16 protein-coding genes and 3 tRNA genes are annotated in these 15855 nt (G+C 55.6%); 16 read left to right on the top strand and 3 right to left on the bottom strand.

Annotated elements, in window-relative coordinates; translation table 11 throughout:
- The first annotated feature begins 20 nt into the window (after positions 1-20).
- The 16 genes from tpiA to ACYZT7_RS05160 all read left to right on the top strand — a co-directional run bounded on the left by tpiA (position 21) and on the right by ACYZT7_RS05160 (position 13920).
- The gene (gene tpiA, locus ACYZT7_RS05085; protein ID WP_462040198.1) at positions 21-776 is read left to right on the top strand and encodes a triose-phosphate isomerase; all 756 of its coding nucleotides are present in this window, start codon (positions 21-23) and stop codon (positions 774-776) included.
- 4 nt (positions 777-780) lie between these two features.
- On the top strand, positions 781-1164 hold the full coding sequence (secG, locus tag ACYZT7_RS05090; protein WP_010463489.1) for a preprotein translocase subunit SecG: 384 nt from the start codon (positions 781-783) through the stop codon (positions 1162-1164).
- Between the two features lie 22 nt (positions 1165-1186).
- Positions 1187-1272: transfer RNA gene (locus ACYZT7_RS05095), tRNA-Leu, on the top strand.
- 96 nt (positions 1273-1368) lie between these two features.
- Positions 1369-1445, top strand: a tRNA-Met gene (locus tag ACYZT7_RS05100).
- A 138-nt stretch (positions 1446-1583) separates the two neighbouring features.
- Positions 1584-2042 carry a ribosome maturation factor RimP gene (gene rimP / locus ACYZT7_RS05105; protein WP_010463487.1) on the top strand — a complete coding sequence of 153 codons (459 nt, stop codon included), beginning with the start codon at positions 1584-1586 and terminating at the stop codon, positions 2040-2042.
- A gap of 47 nt (positions 2043-2089) precedes the next feature.
- Complete coding sequence (gene nusA, locus ACYZT7_RS05110) at positions 2090-3571, top strand: transcription termination factor NusA (RefSeq protein ID WP_201194346.1); 1482 nt, start codon at positions 2090-2092, stop codon at positions 3569-3571.
- A 27-nt stretch (positions 3572-3598) separates the two neighbouring features.
- A complete protein-coding gene (gene infB, locus ACYZT7_RS05115; protein ID WP_462040199.1) occupies positions 3599-6124 on the top strand; it encodes a translation initiation factor IF-2 in 2526 nt (841 codons plus the stop codon).
- 159 nt (positions 6125-6283) lie between these two features.
- Positions 6284-6685: a 30S ribosome-binding factor RbfA gene (gene rbfA, locus ACYZT7_RS05120; RefSeq protein WP_007942872.1), complete on the top strand. Its 402-nt coding sequence runs from the start codon at positions 6284-6286 to the stop codon at positions 6683-6685.
- A gap of 3 nt (positions 6686-6688) precedes the next feature.
- Positions 6689-7606: a tRNA pseudouridine(55) synthase TruB gene (gene truB / locus ACYZT7_RS05125; RefSeq protein ID WP_123405159.1), complete on the top strand. Its 918-nt coding sequence runs from the start codon at positions 6689-6691 to the stop codon at positions 7604-7606.
- A gap of 119 nt (positions 7607-7725) precedes the next feature.
- On the top strand, positions 7726-7995 hold the full coding sequence (gene rpsO, locus ACYZT7_RS05130; protein ID WP_282374990.1) for a 30S ribosomal protein S15: 270 nt from the start codon (positions 7726-7728) through the stop codon (positions 7993-7995).
- A 195-nt stretch (positions 7996-8190) separates the two neighbouring features.
- Positions 8191-10296, top strand: a complete 2106-nt coding sequence (gene pnp / locus ACYZT7_RS05135) for a polyribonucleotide nucleotidyltransferase (protein ID WP_462040200.1) — start codon at positions 8191-8193, stop codon at positions 10294-10296.
- 140 nt (positions 10297-10436) lie between these two features.
- Positions 10437-10512 (top strand) — tRNA-Thr (locus ACYZT7_RS05140).
- 165 nt (positions 10513-10677) lie between these two features.
- A complete protein-coding gene (locus ACYZT7_RS05145) occupies positions 10678-11895 on the top strand; it encodes a tyrosine-type recombinase/integrase (RefSeq protein WP_462040201.1) in 1218 nt (405 codons plus the stop codon).
- Entirely contained in the window at positions 11892-12635 is a 744-nt protein-coding gene (locus ACYZT7_RS05150) for a hypothetical protein (RefSeq protein ID WP_462040202.1), read from the top strand. The genes ACYZT7_RS05145 and ACYZT7_RS05150 overlap by 4 nt, the downstream gene beginning before the upstream one ends.
- 121 nt (positions 12636-12756) lie before the next feature.
- The gene (locus ACYZT7_RS05155) at positions 12757-12960 is read left to right on the top strand and encodes a helix-turn-helix transcriptional regulator (RefSeq protein ID WP_169881232.1); all 204 of its coding nucleotides are present in this window, start codon (positions 12757-12759) and stop codon (positions 12958-12960) included.
- 6 nt (positions 12961-12966) lie between these two features.
- A complete protein-coding gene (locus ACYZT7_RS05160; RefSeq protein ID WP_462040203.1) occupies positions 12967-13920 on the top strand; it encodes a replication initiator protein A in 954 nt (317 codons plus the stop codon).
- Between the two features lie 337 nt (positions 13921-14257).
- On the opposite strand, the gene ACYZT7_RS05165 is transcribed toward ACYZT7_RS05160, so the two are convergent.
- The 3 genes from ACYZT7_RS05165 to ACYZT7_RS05175 are packed head-to-tail and all read right to left on the bottom strand — an operon-like array spanning position 14258 to position 15764.
- Positions 14258-14557 carry a hypothetical protein gene (locus tag ACYZT7_RS05165; RefSeq protein WP_462040204.1) on the bottom strand — a complete coding sequence of 100 codons (300 nt, stop codon included), beginning with the start codon at positions 14555-14557 and terminating at the stop codon, positions 14258-14260.
- Between the two features lie 32 nt (positions 14558-14589).
- Positions 14590-15519 (bottom strand): site-specific integrase, encoded by a 930-nt coding sequence (locus tag ACYZT7_RS05170; protein WP_462040205.1) that lies wholly within the window; start codon positions 15517-15519, stop codon positions 14590-14592.
- 2 nt (positions 15520-15521) lie between these two features.
- Positions 15522-15764: a hypothetical protein gene (locus tag ACYZT7_RS05175; protein ID WP_131060772.1), complete on the bottom strand. Its 243-nt coding sequence runs from the start codon at positions 15762-15764 to the stop codon at positions 15522-15524.
- Positions 15765-15855 lie beyond the last annotated feature (91 nt).

Consider the following 15855-nt stretch of genomic DNA (forward strand, 5'->3'; position numbering starts at 1 on the left):
TTTGACCGACGAGGTACAGCATGCGTCGCCCTATGGTAGCTGGTAACTGGAAGATGCACGGTACCCGCGCCAGCGTCGCTGAGCTGATCAATGGCCTTCGTCATCTGGCCTTGCCGAGCGGTGTTGATGTAGCGGTATTCCCGCCTTGCTTGCATATCAATCAAGTGATTGATGGCTTGAAGGAAAAGTCGATTTCGGTCGGCGCGCAGAACTCTGCGGTGGAATCCATGCAAGGTGCACTGACCGGTGAAATCGCGCCGAGTCAATTGGTGGATGCAGGTTGTTCCCTGGTACTTGTCGGGCACTCCGAACGTCGTCAGATTATGGGCGAGCAGGACGGTATGCTGATTCGCAAGTTCGCAGCGGCGCAGGCATGTGGCTTGATTCCGGTGTTGTGCGTAGGGGAAACCCTTGAGCAGCGTGAAGCCGGTAAAACTCTTGAGGTTGTCGGGTGTCAGCTGGGCAGTATCATAGAGGAGCTGGGTGTTGGTGCCTTTGCAAAGGCAGTAATCGCTTACGAGCCGGTCTGGGCCATTGGCACCGGGCTGACTGCTTCGCCGCAACAGGCGCAGGATGTGCACGCAGCCATCCGCGCCCAGTTGGCGGCAGAGAATTCTGAAGTCGCACAAGGTGTGCGACTTCTATACGGCGGCAGCGTGAAGGCGGCCAATGCGGTCGAACTGTTCGGCATGCCGGATATCGATGGGGGGCTCATTGGTGGAGCTTCCCTGAATGCAGATGAGTTCGGTGCGATTTGTCGCGCCGCGGGAAACTGAAAAAATGCTGGAAACAGTCGTAGTCGTTTTTCATCTGCTGGGTGCATTGGGCGTAGTTGCTCTGGTATTGCTGCAGCAGGGTAAAGGTGCGGATGCTGGCGCGTCTTTCGGAGCAGGTGCTTCAAATACTGTGTTCGGAAGCCAAGGTTCCTCTACCTTTCTTAGTAAGTTTACTGCTATACTTGCCGCCGGTTTCTTCATAACCAGCTTAGGGTTAGGTTACTTTGCTAAAGAGAAGGCTCAACAGCTGACTCAAGTAGGTTTGCCAAACCCGGCAGTGTTGGAAGTTCCAAAGCAACAACCGGCTTCTGATGATGTACCGGTGCTTCAAGAGCAAAAGTCGGCTACTCCAGCGACTGACGTGCCTCCAGCTCAAGAGCAGAAGTAAGAAGGGTTTCAAACGTAGTATTGCCGAGGTGGTGGAATTGGTAGACACGCAACCTTGAGGTGGTTGTGCCCATAGGGTGTAGGGGTTCGAGTCCCCTTCTCGGTACCAATTATCAGGAGAGCCCGCTGTTGCGGGCTTTCTTGTAGGTGGAAGGTTACATTGACCCTGTCAGGGATCGGTCGTATACTTCCGCCCCAGCTTTGTCGCGGGGTGGAGCAGTCTGGTAGCTCGTCGGGCTCATAACCCGAAGGTCGTCGGTTCAAATCCGGCCCCCGCAACCAGTTTAAGGAGCCCCTTTTAAGGGGCTTTTTGTTAGCTGGACACTTTCAACGCCGCTGTTCGACGGCGTTTCAAGGATGGGCGTTTCGCCCATTTTTTTATTTTGCACAGCATGCACATACATGCACGAGGGGGTTCAGGTGTCGAGCAAGCTAGAAGAGTTGCAGGCCTTGCTGGCCCCGGTGGTCGTGGCCCTAGGCTATGAATGCTGGGGTATTGAGTTTTCGGCTCAAGGTCGGCACTCAATGTTGCGCGTTTATATTGATAAAGAGGGCGGTGTGCTGGTGGACGATTGTGCCATCGTCAGCCGTCAGATCAGCGGTGTCCTGGATGTTGAAGATCCGATCGCCGTTGAGTACACCCTTGAAGTTTCCTCGCCTGGCATGGAACGCCCACTGTTCACTATTGAGCAGTTTGCAAAATTTGCCGGTGAACAAGTGAAGATCAAGTTGCGCTCGCCTTTTGAAGGCCGACGCAACTTTCAGGGCCTTCTGCGCGGTGTAGAAGAGCAGGACGTCGTGGTGCAGGTAGAAGACCATGAGTTCCTGTTGCCGATCGATATGATCGACAAGGCCAACATTATTCCCAGTTTTGACTGAGACGCGGATCCCGCGGATCCAATGGCTTGCGAAAGGCGAGGCGTACGATGAGCAAAGAAGTACTGCTGGTTGTTGAGTCGGTATCCAATGAAAAGGGCGTACCGGCAAACGTAATTTTTGAAGCGCTGGAGCTGGCTCTGGCCACTGCTACCAAAAAGCGGTTCGAGGACGAAGTCGATCTGCGTGTGGAAATCAATCGCCACACGGGTGCTTATGAGACATTCCGTCGCTGGACGGTCGTCGAAGAAGCAAACCTGGACGATCCGGCCATCGAAACCTGGCCGAGCAAGGTTGCCGAAACGCATCCGGGTGCTCAGGTCGGTGATGTAGTCGAAGAAAAGATCGAATCCATTGAGTTCGGCCGGATCGCTGCACAGACTGCCAAGCAAGTCATCGTGCAGAAAGTTCGCGAAGCCGAGCGTGCTCAAGTCGTTGATGCCTATCGCGAGCGCCTGGGGGAAATCATCTCCGGCACCGTGAAGAAAGTCACCCGCGACAATGTGATCGTCGACCTGGGCAACAATGCTGAGGCGTTGCTGGCTCGTGAAGACATCATCTCTCGCGAAACTTTCCGGGTTGGCGTGCGTCTGCGTGCGCTGCTCAAGGAAATCCGCACCGAGAACCGCGGCCCGCAGCTGATCCTGTCGCGTACCGCGCCGGAAATGCTGATCGAGTTGTTCCGCATCGAAGTGCCGGAAATCGCTGAAGGCCTGATCGAAGTAATGGCAGCATCCCGTGACCCGGGTTCGCGCGCCAAGATCGCGGTCCGCTCCAAGGACAAACGCATCGACCCGCAAGGCGCTTGCATCGGTATGCGCGGTTCGCGCGTCCAGGCAGTGTCGGGTGAGTTGGGCGGTGAGCGTGTTGATATCGTCCTCTGGGACGACAACCCGGCACAGTTCGTGATCAATGCAATGTCGCCGGCTGAAGTGGCGGCAATTATCGTTGACGAAGATGCCCATGCAATGGACATCGCCGTTGGCGCAGACAATCTGGCTCAGGCCATCGGTCGCGGTGGTCAGAACGTGCGTCTGGCTAGCCAGTTGACTGGCTGGACCCTGAACGTGATGACCGAATCGGACATCCAGGCTAAGCAGCAAGCAGAAACCGGCGACATCCTGCGCAACTTCATCGACGAGCTGGAAGTCGACGAAGACCTGGCACAGGTGCTGGTAGATGAAGGCTTCACCAGCCTGGAAGAGATTGCCTACGTACCGTTGGAAGAAATGCTCAACATCGACGGCTTTGACGAAGAAACCGTCAACGAGCTTCGCGCTCGCGCCAAGGATCGTTTGTTGACCAAAGCCATCGCTACTGAGGAAAAGCTGGCAGACGCCCATCCGGCCGAAGACCTGCTCTCGCTTGAGGGTATGGACAAGGATTTGGCGATGGAACTGGCGGTGCGCGGCGTAATTACCCGCGAAGACCTGGCCGAGCAGTCTATTGACGATCTGCTCGACATCGACGGCATTGACGATGATCGTGCCGGCAAGTTGATCATGGCCGCCCGAGCCCACTGGTTCGAGTAATTAGGCGCGGCCTGAGGAGAGAAGTGCATGACGCAAGTCACGGTGAAACAACTGGCCGATGAGGTCAAAACACCGGTAGAGCGCCTGTTGCAGCAGATGCGTGAGGCAGGTCTGCCGCACACCGCCGCCGATGAAGGTGTGAGCGATAGTGAGAAGCAGTCTTTGCTGACTCACTTGAAGAGCAGCCACAAGGCGAAAGTGGAAGAACCGCGCAAGATTACACTGCAGCGCAAAACCACCAGCACCCTGCGTGTTGCTGGCAGCAAAAGCATCAGCGTTGAAGTACGCAAGAAGAAAGTCTTCGTACAGCGCAGCCCGGAAGAAATCGAAGCCGAGCGCAAACGCGAACTGGAAGAACGTCGCGCAGTGGAAAATGCTGCTCGTCAGAAGGCTGAAGAAGAAGCCAAGCGTCGCGCCGAAGAAGAAGCACGTCGCCAGCCTGCTGCTGCGCAAACTGCTACTAACGACGCGGTTGCAGCACCTGCTGCAGTTGCCGAGCCAGTACGCCAAAGCGCACCGGTTGTGGCCGCTGCACCAGCACCGTCTGCCGACGCTCGCAAGCAAAACGAACAGCGCCGTCCGGACAAACCACGTGCCGACGATAACAATCGTCGTGGCAGTGGTGATGGTGAGCGCAAAAACGCTCCGCATCGTGCTTCGGTCAAGGAAAAGGCGCCTGCTCCACGCGTTGCTCCACGTACTACCGACGAAGAAAGCGATGGCTTCCGTCGTGGTGGTCGCGGCAAGGCCAAGCTGAAGAAACGCAACGCTCACGGTTTCCAGAGCCCAACCGGCCCTGTAGTGCGCGAAGTGAAGATCGGCGAGACCATCACTGTTGGCGATCTTGCCCAGCAGATGTCGGTCAAGGCTGCTGAAATCATCAAGTTCATGTTCAAACTGGGTACTCCAGCGACCATCAACCAGGTATTGGATCAGGAAACTGCCCAACTGGTTGCCGAAGAGCTGGGCCACAAAGTGACCCTGGTCAGCGACACCGCCCTGGAAGATTCCCTGGCCGAGTCCCTGAAGTTTGAAGGTGAATCGTTCTCCCGTGCACCGGTTGTGACCGTAATGGGCCACGTTGACCACGGTAAGACCTCTCTGCTCGACTACATCCGTCGTGCCAAGGTAGCTGCAGGCGAAGCCGGCGGTATCACCCAGCACATCGGTGCGTACCACGTTGAAACTGATCGCGGCATGGTCACTTTCCTCGATACCCCGGGTCACGCCGCGTTTACCGCAATGCGTGCCCGTGGTGCCAAGGCGACTGACATCGTGATCCTGGTCGTTGCAGCGGACGACGGTGTAATGCCGCAGACCATTGAAGCGGTCCAGCACGCCAAGGCTGCCGGTGTTCCGCTGGTTGTTGCAGTGAACAAAATCGACAAGCCGGGCGCTGATCTCGATCGCATCCGTAGCGAACTGTCGGTTCACGGCGTGACGTCGGAAGAGTGGGGCGGCGACACCCCGTTCGTATCGGTTTCGGCGAAAGTCGGTACTGGCGTGGACGAGTTACTCGAAGCTGTTCTGCTGCAGGCTGAAGTTCTGGAACTGAAAGCGACTCCTTCAGCTCCTGGCCGTGGCGTCGTGGTTGAATCGCGTCTCGACAAAGGTCGTGGCCCGGTTGCTACCGTTCTGGTTCAAGACGGTACTCTGCGCCAAGGCGACATGGTGCTGGTCGGTTCGAACTATGGCCGCGTTCGCGCCATGCTCGACGAGAACGGCAAGCCAATCAAGGAAGCCGGTCCTTCCATCCCTGTCGAGATCCTCGGCCTGGACGGTACCCCGGACGCTGGCGACGAGATGAGCGTTATTGGTGACGAGAAGAAAGCCCGTGAAGTGGCTCTGTTCCGTCAAGGCAAGTACCGCGAAGTCAAACTGGCCCGTGCTCACGCCGGCAAGCTTGAAAACATCTTCGAGAACATGGGTCAGGAAGAGAAGAAGACGCTCAACATCGTCCTCAAATCCGACGTCCGTGGTTCGCTGGAAGCGTTGAACGGTGCCTTGAACGGCCTGGGTAACGACGAAGTGCAAGTGCGTGTTGTCGGTGGCGGTGTCGGTGGTATCACCGAATCCGACGCCAACCTGGCACTGGCCTCCAGCGCTGTACTGTTTGGCTTCAACGTGCGTGCCGATGCTGGCGCTCGCAAGATCGTCGAGCAGGAAGGTCTGGATATGCGTTACTACAACGTGATCTACGACATCATCGAAGACGTCAAAAAAGCCCTTACCGGTATGTTGGGCAGCGATGTTCGCGAGAACATCCTGGGTACCGCTGAAGTGCGTGACGTGTTCCGTTCGCCGAAGTTTGGCGCGATCGCCGGTTGCATGGTTATCGAAGGTGTTGTTCACCGTAACCGTCCAATCCGTGTACTGCGTGAAGACATCGTTATCTTCGAAGGCGAGCTGGAATCCCTGCGCCGCTTCAAGGATGACGCTTCCGAAGTACGTGCCGGCATGGAATGCGGTATCGGCGTGAAGAGCTACAACGACGTCAAAGTCGGCGACAAGATCGAAGTCTTCGAGAAGGTTCAGGTTGCTCGCAGCCTCTAACTCGCGCACTTCAAGAGCCGTGATGGCCGGCCGCGTGCAACTGCGCGGCGCATCAGTCGGACTCTAAACGCAACGCCCGGTCTGGCTTTTGTCAGGCCGGGCGTTTGCCGCTTTCAGACCCCACGGGTTTCACCGTGTGGCAGTAACAGGTAACAAGACATGGCAAAAGAATACAGCCGTACCCAACGTATCGGCGATCAGATGCAGCGTGAGCTGGCACAGCTGATCCGTCGTGAAGTCAAAGACCCGCGCGTAGGCCTGGTCACCATTACCGCTGTTGAAGTCAGTCGCGACGTCGGTCACGCCAAGATCTTCATCACCGTGATGGGGCAGGACAACGCCGAAGACATCGCGCAAAGCATCAAGGTGCTCAACTCTGCCGCCGGTTTCCTGCGTATGCAGTTGGCTCGCGAAATGAAGTTGCGCAGCGTTCCACAGTTGCACTTCCACTACGACGAGAGCGTCGTGCGTGGCGCGCACCTGTCGGCCCTGATCGAGCGTGCGGTGGCTGAAGACAATCAGCACCCGGTAGCGGCTGAACCCGAAGACGCCAAGGAGTAATCGGTGGCTCAGGTCAAACGTATCCGTCGTAACGTCAGCGGCATCATCCTGCTCGACAAGCCGCTGGGGTTCACCTCCAACGCGGCATTGCAGAAGGTTCGCTGGTTGCTGAACGCCGAGAAGGCCGGGCATACCGGCAGTCTTGATCCGCTGGCCACCGGCGTGCTGCCGTTGTGCTTCGGTGAGGCCACCAAGTTCTCGCAATACCTGCTCGATTCCGACAAGGCTTATGAAACCCTGGCGCAACTGGGCAAGACCACCACCACGGCCGATGCCGAAGGTGAAGTTTTGCAGGAACGACCGGTGACCGTTGGTCGCGCCGATGTCGAAGCTGTGTTGCCGGGTTTTCGTGGGCAAATCAGTCAGATACCGCCGATGTACTCGGCGCTCAAGCGTGATGGCCAGCCGCTGTACAAGCTGGCCCGTGCAGGCGAAGTAGTGGAGCGCGAACCGCGTTCTGTTACTATTGCGCGCTTGGAATTGCTGGCCTTTGAGGGTGATACTGCGCGGCTTGCGGTGGATTGCAGCAAAGGCACCTATATCCGCACCCTGGTGGAAGATATCGGTGAGCAACTCGGTTGTGGCGCTTACGTTGCTGAATTGCGACGTACCCAGGCCGGGCCTTTCACGCTGGCTCAGACGGTCACGCTTGAAGAGTTGGAAGCTGTACACGCCGAAGGCGGCAACGAAGCGGTCGACCGCTTCCTGATGCCATCGGACAGCGGTCTGCTGGATTGGCCGCTGTTGCAGTTCTCGGAGCACAGCTCGTTCTACTGGCTTAACGGCCAACCGGTACGGGCTCCGGATGCACCGAAGTTCGGCATGGTACGGGTACAGGATCACAACGGTCGCTTCATCGGTATCGGTGAAGTGAGCGAGGACGGGCGTATCGCGCCGCGTCGACTGATTCGGTCAGAATGACCGAACGAGGGTGGCTGTTAACAGGCACGGTCACTTCCTCATTTTATAGATACAGGGATTTGTCCCTGGCCTGTTGAAGCTGTTTCCTTGAAACAGTTTCCTGATAAAAGGATTGCCTCATGGCTCTCGACGTTCAAGAAAAAGCTCAAATCGTAGCTGACTACCAGCAAGCTGTTGGTGACACTGGTTCGCCAGAAGTGCAAGTTGCACTGCTGACCCACAACATCAACAAACTGCAAGGTCACTTCAAGATCAACGGTAAAGATCACCACTCCCGTCGTGGTCTGATCCGCATGGTAAACCAGCGTCGTAAGCTGCTGGACTACCTGAAAGGCAAAGACGTGAGCCGTTACAGCGCTCTGATCGGTCGCCTGGGTCTGCGTCGCTAATTAGCGATTGCGCTAGAGGTTGGTTGTCTGTCGTGCGTCAGTGGGTTTCCCGCTGGCGCATGGCAGGCTCCCAGCCTCAAGTTTTATCTGGATACACGTTTTACCCTGGACAGGCGTTGGGTCGACTCCCGACATTGCCCAAGAATTTCGCAAGAAGACAAGTTCCCCAAGAGCCACAAAAGAAGGTAGGACACCGTGAACCCGGTAATCAAAAAATTCCAGTTCGGTCAGTCGACCGTTACCCTCGAGACTGGCCGTATCGCCCGTCAGGCCTCCGGCGCAGTATTGGTCACCGTTGACGACGACGTCAGCGTATTGGTGACTGTGGTCGGCGCCAAGCAAGCCGATCCGGGCAAGGGCTTCTTCCCTCTGTCCGTTCACTACCAGGAAAAGACTTACGCTGCCGGTAAGATCCCTGGCGGTTTCTTCAAGCGTGAAGGCCGTCCTTCCGAGAAAGAAACCCTGACTTCCCGACTGATCGACCGCCCGATCCGTCCGCTGTTCCCAGAAGGCTTCATGAACGAAGTGCAGGTTGTCTGCACCGTCGTTTCCACCAGCAAGAAGACCGATCCGGACATCGCTGCGATGATCGGTACCTCGGCTGCGCTGGCCATCTCCGGCATTCCTTTCGATGGCCCGATCGGCGCTGCCCGCGTTGCGTTCCACGAAAGCACCGGCTACCTGCTGAACCCGACTTACGAACAACTGAAAGCTTCGAGCCTGGACATGGTCGTTGCCGGTACTTCGGATGCCGTTCTGATGGTTGAATCGGAAGCCAAAGAGCTGACCGAAGACCAGATGCTGGGCGCGGTACTGTTTGCTCAAGACGAATTCCAGGTTGTGATCAACGCAGTTAAAGAACTGGCTGCCGAAGCTGCCAAGCCAACCTGGGCCTGGGCTCCACAACCAGAAGCTACCGCTCTGCTGGGCGCTATCCGTGCCGAGTTCGGCGACGCGATCTCCCAGGCTTACACCATCACCATCAAGGCCGACCGTTACGCTCGCCTGGGTGAGCTGAAGGACCAGGTTGTTGCCAAACTGTCCGGTGAAGAAGGTCAGCCTTCGTCCAGCGAAGTCAAAGCTGCTTTCGGTGAAATCGAATACCGCACCGTTCGCGAAAACATCGTAAACGGCAAGCCACGTATCGACGGTCGCGACACCAAGACCGTGCGTCCTTTGAACATCGAAGTCGGTGTTCTGCCTAAGACCCACGGTTCGGCACTGTTCACCCGTGGCGAAACCCAGGCTCTGGTTGTTGCAACTCTGGGCACCGCCCGTGACGCACAGCTGCTGGACACCCTGGAAGGCGAGAAAAAAGACCCGTTCATGCTGCACTACAACTTCCCTCCGTTCTCGGTAGGTGAGTGTGGTCGCATGGGTGGCGCTGGTCGTCGCGAAATCGGTCACGGCCGTCTGGCCCGTCGTTCGATTCAGGCCATGCTGCCTGCTGCCGACGTGTTCCCGTACACCATCCGTGTTGTGTCGGAAATCACCGAGTCCAACGGTTCGAGCTCCATGGCTTCGGTCTGCGGCGCTTCCCTGGCGCTGATGGATGCCGGCGTTCCGATGAAGGCACCGGTTGCCGGTATCGCCATGGGTCTGGTTAAAGAAGGCGAGAAATTCGCCGTCCTGACCGACATCCTGGGTGACGAAGACCACCTGGGCGACATGGACTTCAAAGTAGCCGGTACCGCCAAGGGTGTTACCGCGCTGCAGATGGACATCAAGATCAAAGGCATCACCGAAGAGATCATGGAAATCGCTCTGGGCCAAGCCCTGGAAGCGCGCCTGAACATCCTCGGTCAGATGAACCAGATCATTGGCCAGTCGCGTACCGAACTGTCGGAAAATGCTCCGACCATGATCGCGATGAAAATCGACACCGACAAAATCCGTGATGTCATCGGTAAAGGCGGCGCGACCATTCGTGCGATCTGTGAAGAGACCAAGGCTTCGATCGACATCGAAGACGACGGCTCGATCAAGATCTTCGGCGAAACCAAGGAAGCGGCTGAAGCGGCACGTCAGCGCGTTCTGGGCATCACCGCAGAAGCTGAAATCGGCAAGATCTACGTTGGTAAGGTTGAGCGCATCGTCGACTTCGGCGCATTCGTCAACATCCTGCCTGGTAAGGACGGTCTGGTTCACATCTCGATGTTGAGCGACGCTCGCGTTGAGAAAGTGACCGACATCCTGAAAGAAGGCCAGGAAGTGGAAGTACTGGTACTGGACGTGGACAACCGCGGCCGTATCAAGCTGTCCATCAAAGACGTAGCAGCAGCCAAGGCTTCGGGCGTTTAATCACCCCCCCACGCCTGACCGCTTCAACGTTATAAAAAATGCCCTGCAGTGAAAGCTGCGGGGTATTTTTTTGCCTGCAAAAAAATGAGACGAGTCATGAAGTTGCCTGACCCCAAAGTCAGTGCTAGGTTTAGCCCACTGCCCGTGTAGCTCAGTTGGTAGAGCAGCGCACTCGTAACGCGAAGGTCGCAGGTTCGATTCCTGTCTCGGGCACCATTGACCAGATTCATGCAGTGCCAAGCAGTGTCATGAACTCTCATTAAGCCCGCCTAGCGCGGGCTTTCTATTTCATGCGGTGCCATCCGGTTTCATCCAAGCGCTTGTTTTGTGAGTACCTACCTGAGTACTATTAGCCCATTCAATAATCTATGGGTACTCGGCATGGCTTTGACGGCTCTGCAGGTGAAGAATGCTGCTCCACGTGAGAGGGACTATGGCCTTGCCGATGGCGGTGGCCTATTCCTTTGGGTTCGGGCGGCAGGCGGCAAGTCTTGGCGCTTCCGATTCCGTCTGGATGGCAAGCAGTCTCATATTTCCCTTGGCACCATCGACAAGGTAACCCTCGCACAGGCGCGTCAGCTTGCTTTTGAAGCTCGCCAGCTTGTGACACAGGGGCGGCATCCTGGGCTTGAGCGGAAGGTTGTGCGGGCCAAGGCGGCAATCTCGCGCGCTAATACGTTCAAGAGCCTTGCGCTGGAGTGGCACCAACATAAGTCGTCACGATGGTCGGTAGGTTATGCCACTGATGTTATGGAGGCTTTCGAGCTGGACATCTTTCCCCAAGTAGGAAGTTTGCCGCTGACCGACATTAAGCCCATGCAGTGGTTACAGGTTTTTCGCCGTATAGAGTCGCGAGGTGCTTTGGAGAAGCTGCGCAAGGTTCGGCAACGCTGCCAAGAGGTCTACCGTTTCGCGATTGCCACTGGTCGTGCTGAGTACAACCCAATCGCAGACATCGGAGGGGCACTTCAGGCACCGACCTCCCGGCACTATCCCTTCTTGCCCATTGCAGAAATCCCGGAGCTCATAGGCAGTATTCAGGCGTGTCCGGGGCATGATGTAGTTAAGATCGCCACCCGCCTGCTGATTTTGACGGGGGTGCGTACGGCTGAGCTTAGGGGGGCTCCTTGGTCGGAGTTTGACCTCGATACGGCGCTCTGGCTGGTCCCTGCTGCGCGTATGAAGATGCGCCGCGCTCATCTAGTCCCACTCTCCAAGCAGGCGGTGGCTGCACTGCGTGAACTGGAAAACATTACTGGTGGCTACACGCTTGCGTTCACTGGCCGTAACGATCCGGCAAAGCCCATGAGCGAAGCTGCAATTAACCAACTGTTGAAACGCTCCGGCTATGACGGGCGTGCCACTGGTCATGGATTTCGCCACACGATGTCCACCACTTTGCATGAGCAGGGATATCCCAGTGAGTGGGTCGAAACCCAGTTAGCGCATGTGGACAAAAACAGCATACGCGGCACCTACAACCATGCTCAGTATCTGGAGGCGCGGCGAGAGATGCTTCAGTGGTATGCCGACCATTTGGATGTTTTGTCATGCAGCAGTGCCGGAGCTTCCATCGCAGGGGTGGAGAACGCCGTATGAATGATGATCTGATGCGTCTACCTGATCTGGTGTCTGAGTACGCTCGTTACTATGAGGTTGAGACTCAAGAGGCTGCACACGCTCTTCATGAGCTGATCAAAGAATTGTATTTGGAGTACAGCGTGCGCCAAGGAAAAGTGGCGCTGCCCGATCACATATTCTGGGTCGGAAGGGTAGGCTCCTCTCAACGCTCAAACAGGATTTATAAACTGTTTTTTGAAGGGCTGATTAAATACTTCGATGATTTGTGTGATCCGCTACTTGGGGTTGATAAAGACCTCATGCGTTCATACTGTGGGAGCGATTCTTCCACTAAAGACATTCCAGTCGGCCTTATATATTTGTCTAGAGTCGCCCTTGGTGAGTGGATTCTGGATGCGGGAATTGAACCCCCAGATTACATGTTGATCGGTAATGCAGATAAGGGAACTAAAGGAAGTAAGGGAGGGGAGAAGTTTCAAGCAAAAGAGTTGGGCTCCATCAGCTTGATCGTCAACGGTTTGATTAATCTAATCAAGGAGGTTGATAAGGCTCATACCGAGCAGCCCCTTGATGATGCATCTGGGAAGCGGGCAGATACTATTAAGCGTCGTGCGTTAAGACTCCGCTCGGTACGCAAGAATTTTGATCCCTGTTTGGCAATTCTGTCGCTAGCAGAGGCTGCGGAAGTTGAAATGCCGAAAAGTCACAAGACCCTTAGGAAGTTCATGAAGGGACATTTTCAAGGTGATGAAGGTTAGTCTGCATAAGGTGTGAAAATTTCTGGCATTTCCCTGAAAAATTGGCAATTGCCACGACTGCTTGCTTGAGGTGCCATTAAATCCCTAGCCATCCAATCCGGTTCTAAGGAGACCCGTCCAAATGGCTAGTCAATCTGTCTCACCTCTACTGCTTCGCCTTCCTAGTGTCTGTGCCCTGGTGGGGCTGAGCAAATCCCAGATATATCGCCTGATTCGGGCGGGCGAGTTCCCTGCTGGGATTTCGCTCGGCGCGAATTCTGTGGCATGGCCTGCTGAGCGTGTGAACGCTTGGATCGCTGAAAAAATTAATGCGTCGCAGGGGTGATTCAACTTGTCGTCCTTTAGGCAGCGTATCCAAGCTGAGGCGCGTCCAGGCGAATCCTGGGAAGAAGCTACGGCTAGGCTTCGTGGAACTAGCATAAACAAGGCTGTGACGGAGGAGGCGGAGTTAGCTGATTTTTTTGTTTCGGCAGATGGCCTCTCGACAAAAGACAGTCGTCATTTTATGGATGTCGCGCTGTTTCGCATATCCAAACGGGAAAGTCGTGCTGGTGAAGTCATACGCTATGATTTGGCAGATGGATATATTGAAGTGAAAGCCGGGCCAGATGGTATGGCTTCGATCTGGGACTACGACATTGTACTGATGCTGATTTCGCATTTAACCGAGTCGATGAATCTCTATAAAAGAGGTCGAGGTGCAATGCCGAGCCGTCTTTTTACGCCGCACGTCTCAGATATTCTGAAATTTTGTCAGAGCGGCGATGGTGGCAATCAGTCGAAAAATATCGAATCAGCATTAGATCGTTTGAAAGGAACAACGATCAAGAGCGTGCTCCATCGCCCCTCGCGAAATTCAAAAAGCGTTACGCGCGAGGTAAAAAGTGAGAGTCTAATTAGTGGGTATCGCGTGCTTTCTGTAACTATCAGCGGTCGAATAGATCGAGTTGAAATTGAGGCGCCGAGTTGGATCTATAAACAAGTGATCGATAGTCATGGTGCTGCGGTTCTTACTGTTAATCAAGACTACTTCTTAATTGATTCAGGTATCGCTCGCTTCGTCTATCGTTTAGCTCGGCGTGCAGCAGGAAATAGCAGCGCTAAGTGGGGTTTTAAAACAATATATGAGCGAAGCGGGTCGACCTGTTTCAAGGGATTTTGCCGCATCCTACGGCGTCTTATTATGTCTGATAATCTACCCGAATATCATTTATACGAAGAGGTTGGCCTGTCCGGGCCTCAGTTAATTATGACGCGAAGGAACGCAGGGCCGACCTGTGGATAACCCGTATATTGCACACCAGCTCCCGTACATTGCACACCAGCTCCCGTACATTGCACACCAGATTCCGTATATTGCACACATGAAGCTATGCCAAGTGATTGAAATTATTGGCCTTTATTTGATTTCGTCGGGCTAAATCTTTTAAATCTTTCAAAAACAGATTAAAACGTATGCCTCGCCAGATGCTCACCTGGCAACGGTTCAGAGGCTGATTTTTGACTGTGGTGTGCTCGGATTGAAGGGCTCACTGCACAGCGTTAGCACGTAGATCGTTGCCAGCCGCACAAGAAGCCATCAACGCGTTGGCATGGTCGATCTGGCGCTGCATGTGTATGTCTTACTGTGTAGCCTTAGAGGCGGCCTTCAGAGCCTCGTGGAGATCCTGGTCAGCGATGGAGAGAATGGCCCTTAGATTCTCCATCTCGTAATGATGATCCTTGGATACCGCAGCCATTTTGACCAGATTCTGTTTATTGATTTCTTCAATTTCGGCGCGGTGCTCCTGGCTTAGGGCGTTCTGACGAGCCACGCTGGCATCGAGGGTTGCCGCGACCTCTGCTCGCGCCTTTTTGCTCTCGATTAACAGCAGTGCCAGCACAATTGCCACAATCAGGAGCACGCCGATCACAAACAGCAAGCTGCTGCTTATCCAGCTGGGGTCGTTTAGGTTCAACGTAGGTAGACCTCGGTAATTTCAGGGCGGAAATGCCCCATCTCCTGGGAAACCACCTCTAGGGCCTGCTTTCGGGGGAGGTGGCGTTGTAGCGTGGCCATGCGCTCTTGGGCATAGGTGTGGCGTAGCCCGTGCGCGCCGTTTGACCAGCCGAGAGCCGCTTTGGAAGCGGCGCTAACACTTTTGCTCCAGGGCTGACCGCCCCCAATTCCGTAGAACTGCTGATAGTCGATATTTCGATCTTTGACGTTACGCGGCTCTGCCAGACGTGTTGCCTCCAGGCGTCTGGCCAGTGGAATCGGAATGCGCACCTCGCGGGTGAGTCCGCCTTTGCCATGGACGGTGTAGCTGATGGTTGTTTCGCGGATGCCGAAAAATTTCATCTCATGCACGGGGCGTTCATCGGGCGCCTGGTGGTGCGTTCTGCGCAGGCCTAACAACTCATGGGCGCGCAGGCCTGCGGCATGGGCAATTTCCGTGGCGAGCGCATTGTGGGGAGACTGGCGGGTGGCGATCAGGGTCATTTGCTCACGGGCGTATGCCCTCGACTGATCGGCCAGTCGGCGACCTAATGTCGGCTGGCCTGCCTTCCCTTTGCGGGCTGTCGGTGCGGTGCTCTTGATGACCTCCAGGGTTTGACCTGGTGGGAGCTGATGAGTGACTTGCTGCATCATGACCTGGAGGGCTTGGCGTTCCATGTCCAGCGTTTTCTGGCCAACGACTCCGGCACGCTGCCGGAGGTAGTCCAAGGCGCGAGTTGGAGTCATATCCCGCAGGCTGCCGAGCCGGTTTTCCTGGAGGTGCTTCGTGACCTGTTTCAGTCGGTCCTCGTAGTTCCGTACAGTCCCTACCGATCTGATATGGCTGCCCTGCAGCTTCTTCATCACGGACGCTGCCTGCGTCGCCGGTTTGGCAAATTTGGCCATGGCTACTTGCTCTCGCGGTTCCGGTATAGCCAGCGGTAGATAGTCGAGGTGTTGACGGCAACACCTCGCTCGGAGAGCCAATCTTGCAGTTGAATGGCATTGCATCCAGCTACATCGAGCTTCAGCAGCTCGAAGGTATGCTCATCCAGTACCGACTGCCGCTGGGCATAGGTGCGGATTTTTCGTCGCATCCGAGACTTGGCCTTGAGGCGTTCAGCGACGGCCTCCGCATCGAAATCGCTCATGGGTTATTGCCTAGTAGTTCATCTGTAAGAACGTCTGACCGCCGTAGCGGTTCAGCGACACACCATCCGAGGATGGGTCATTGTGCCTGTT

The sequence above is a fragment of the Pseudomonas sp. RT4P38 genome (assembly GCF_054897765.1).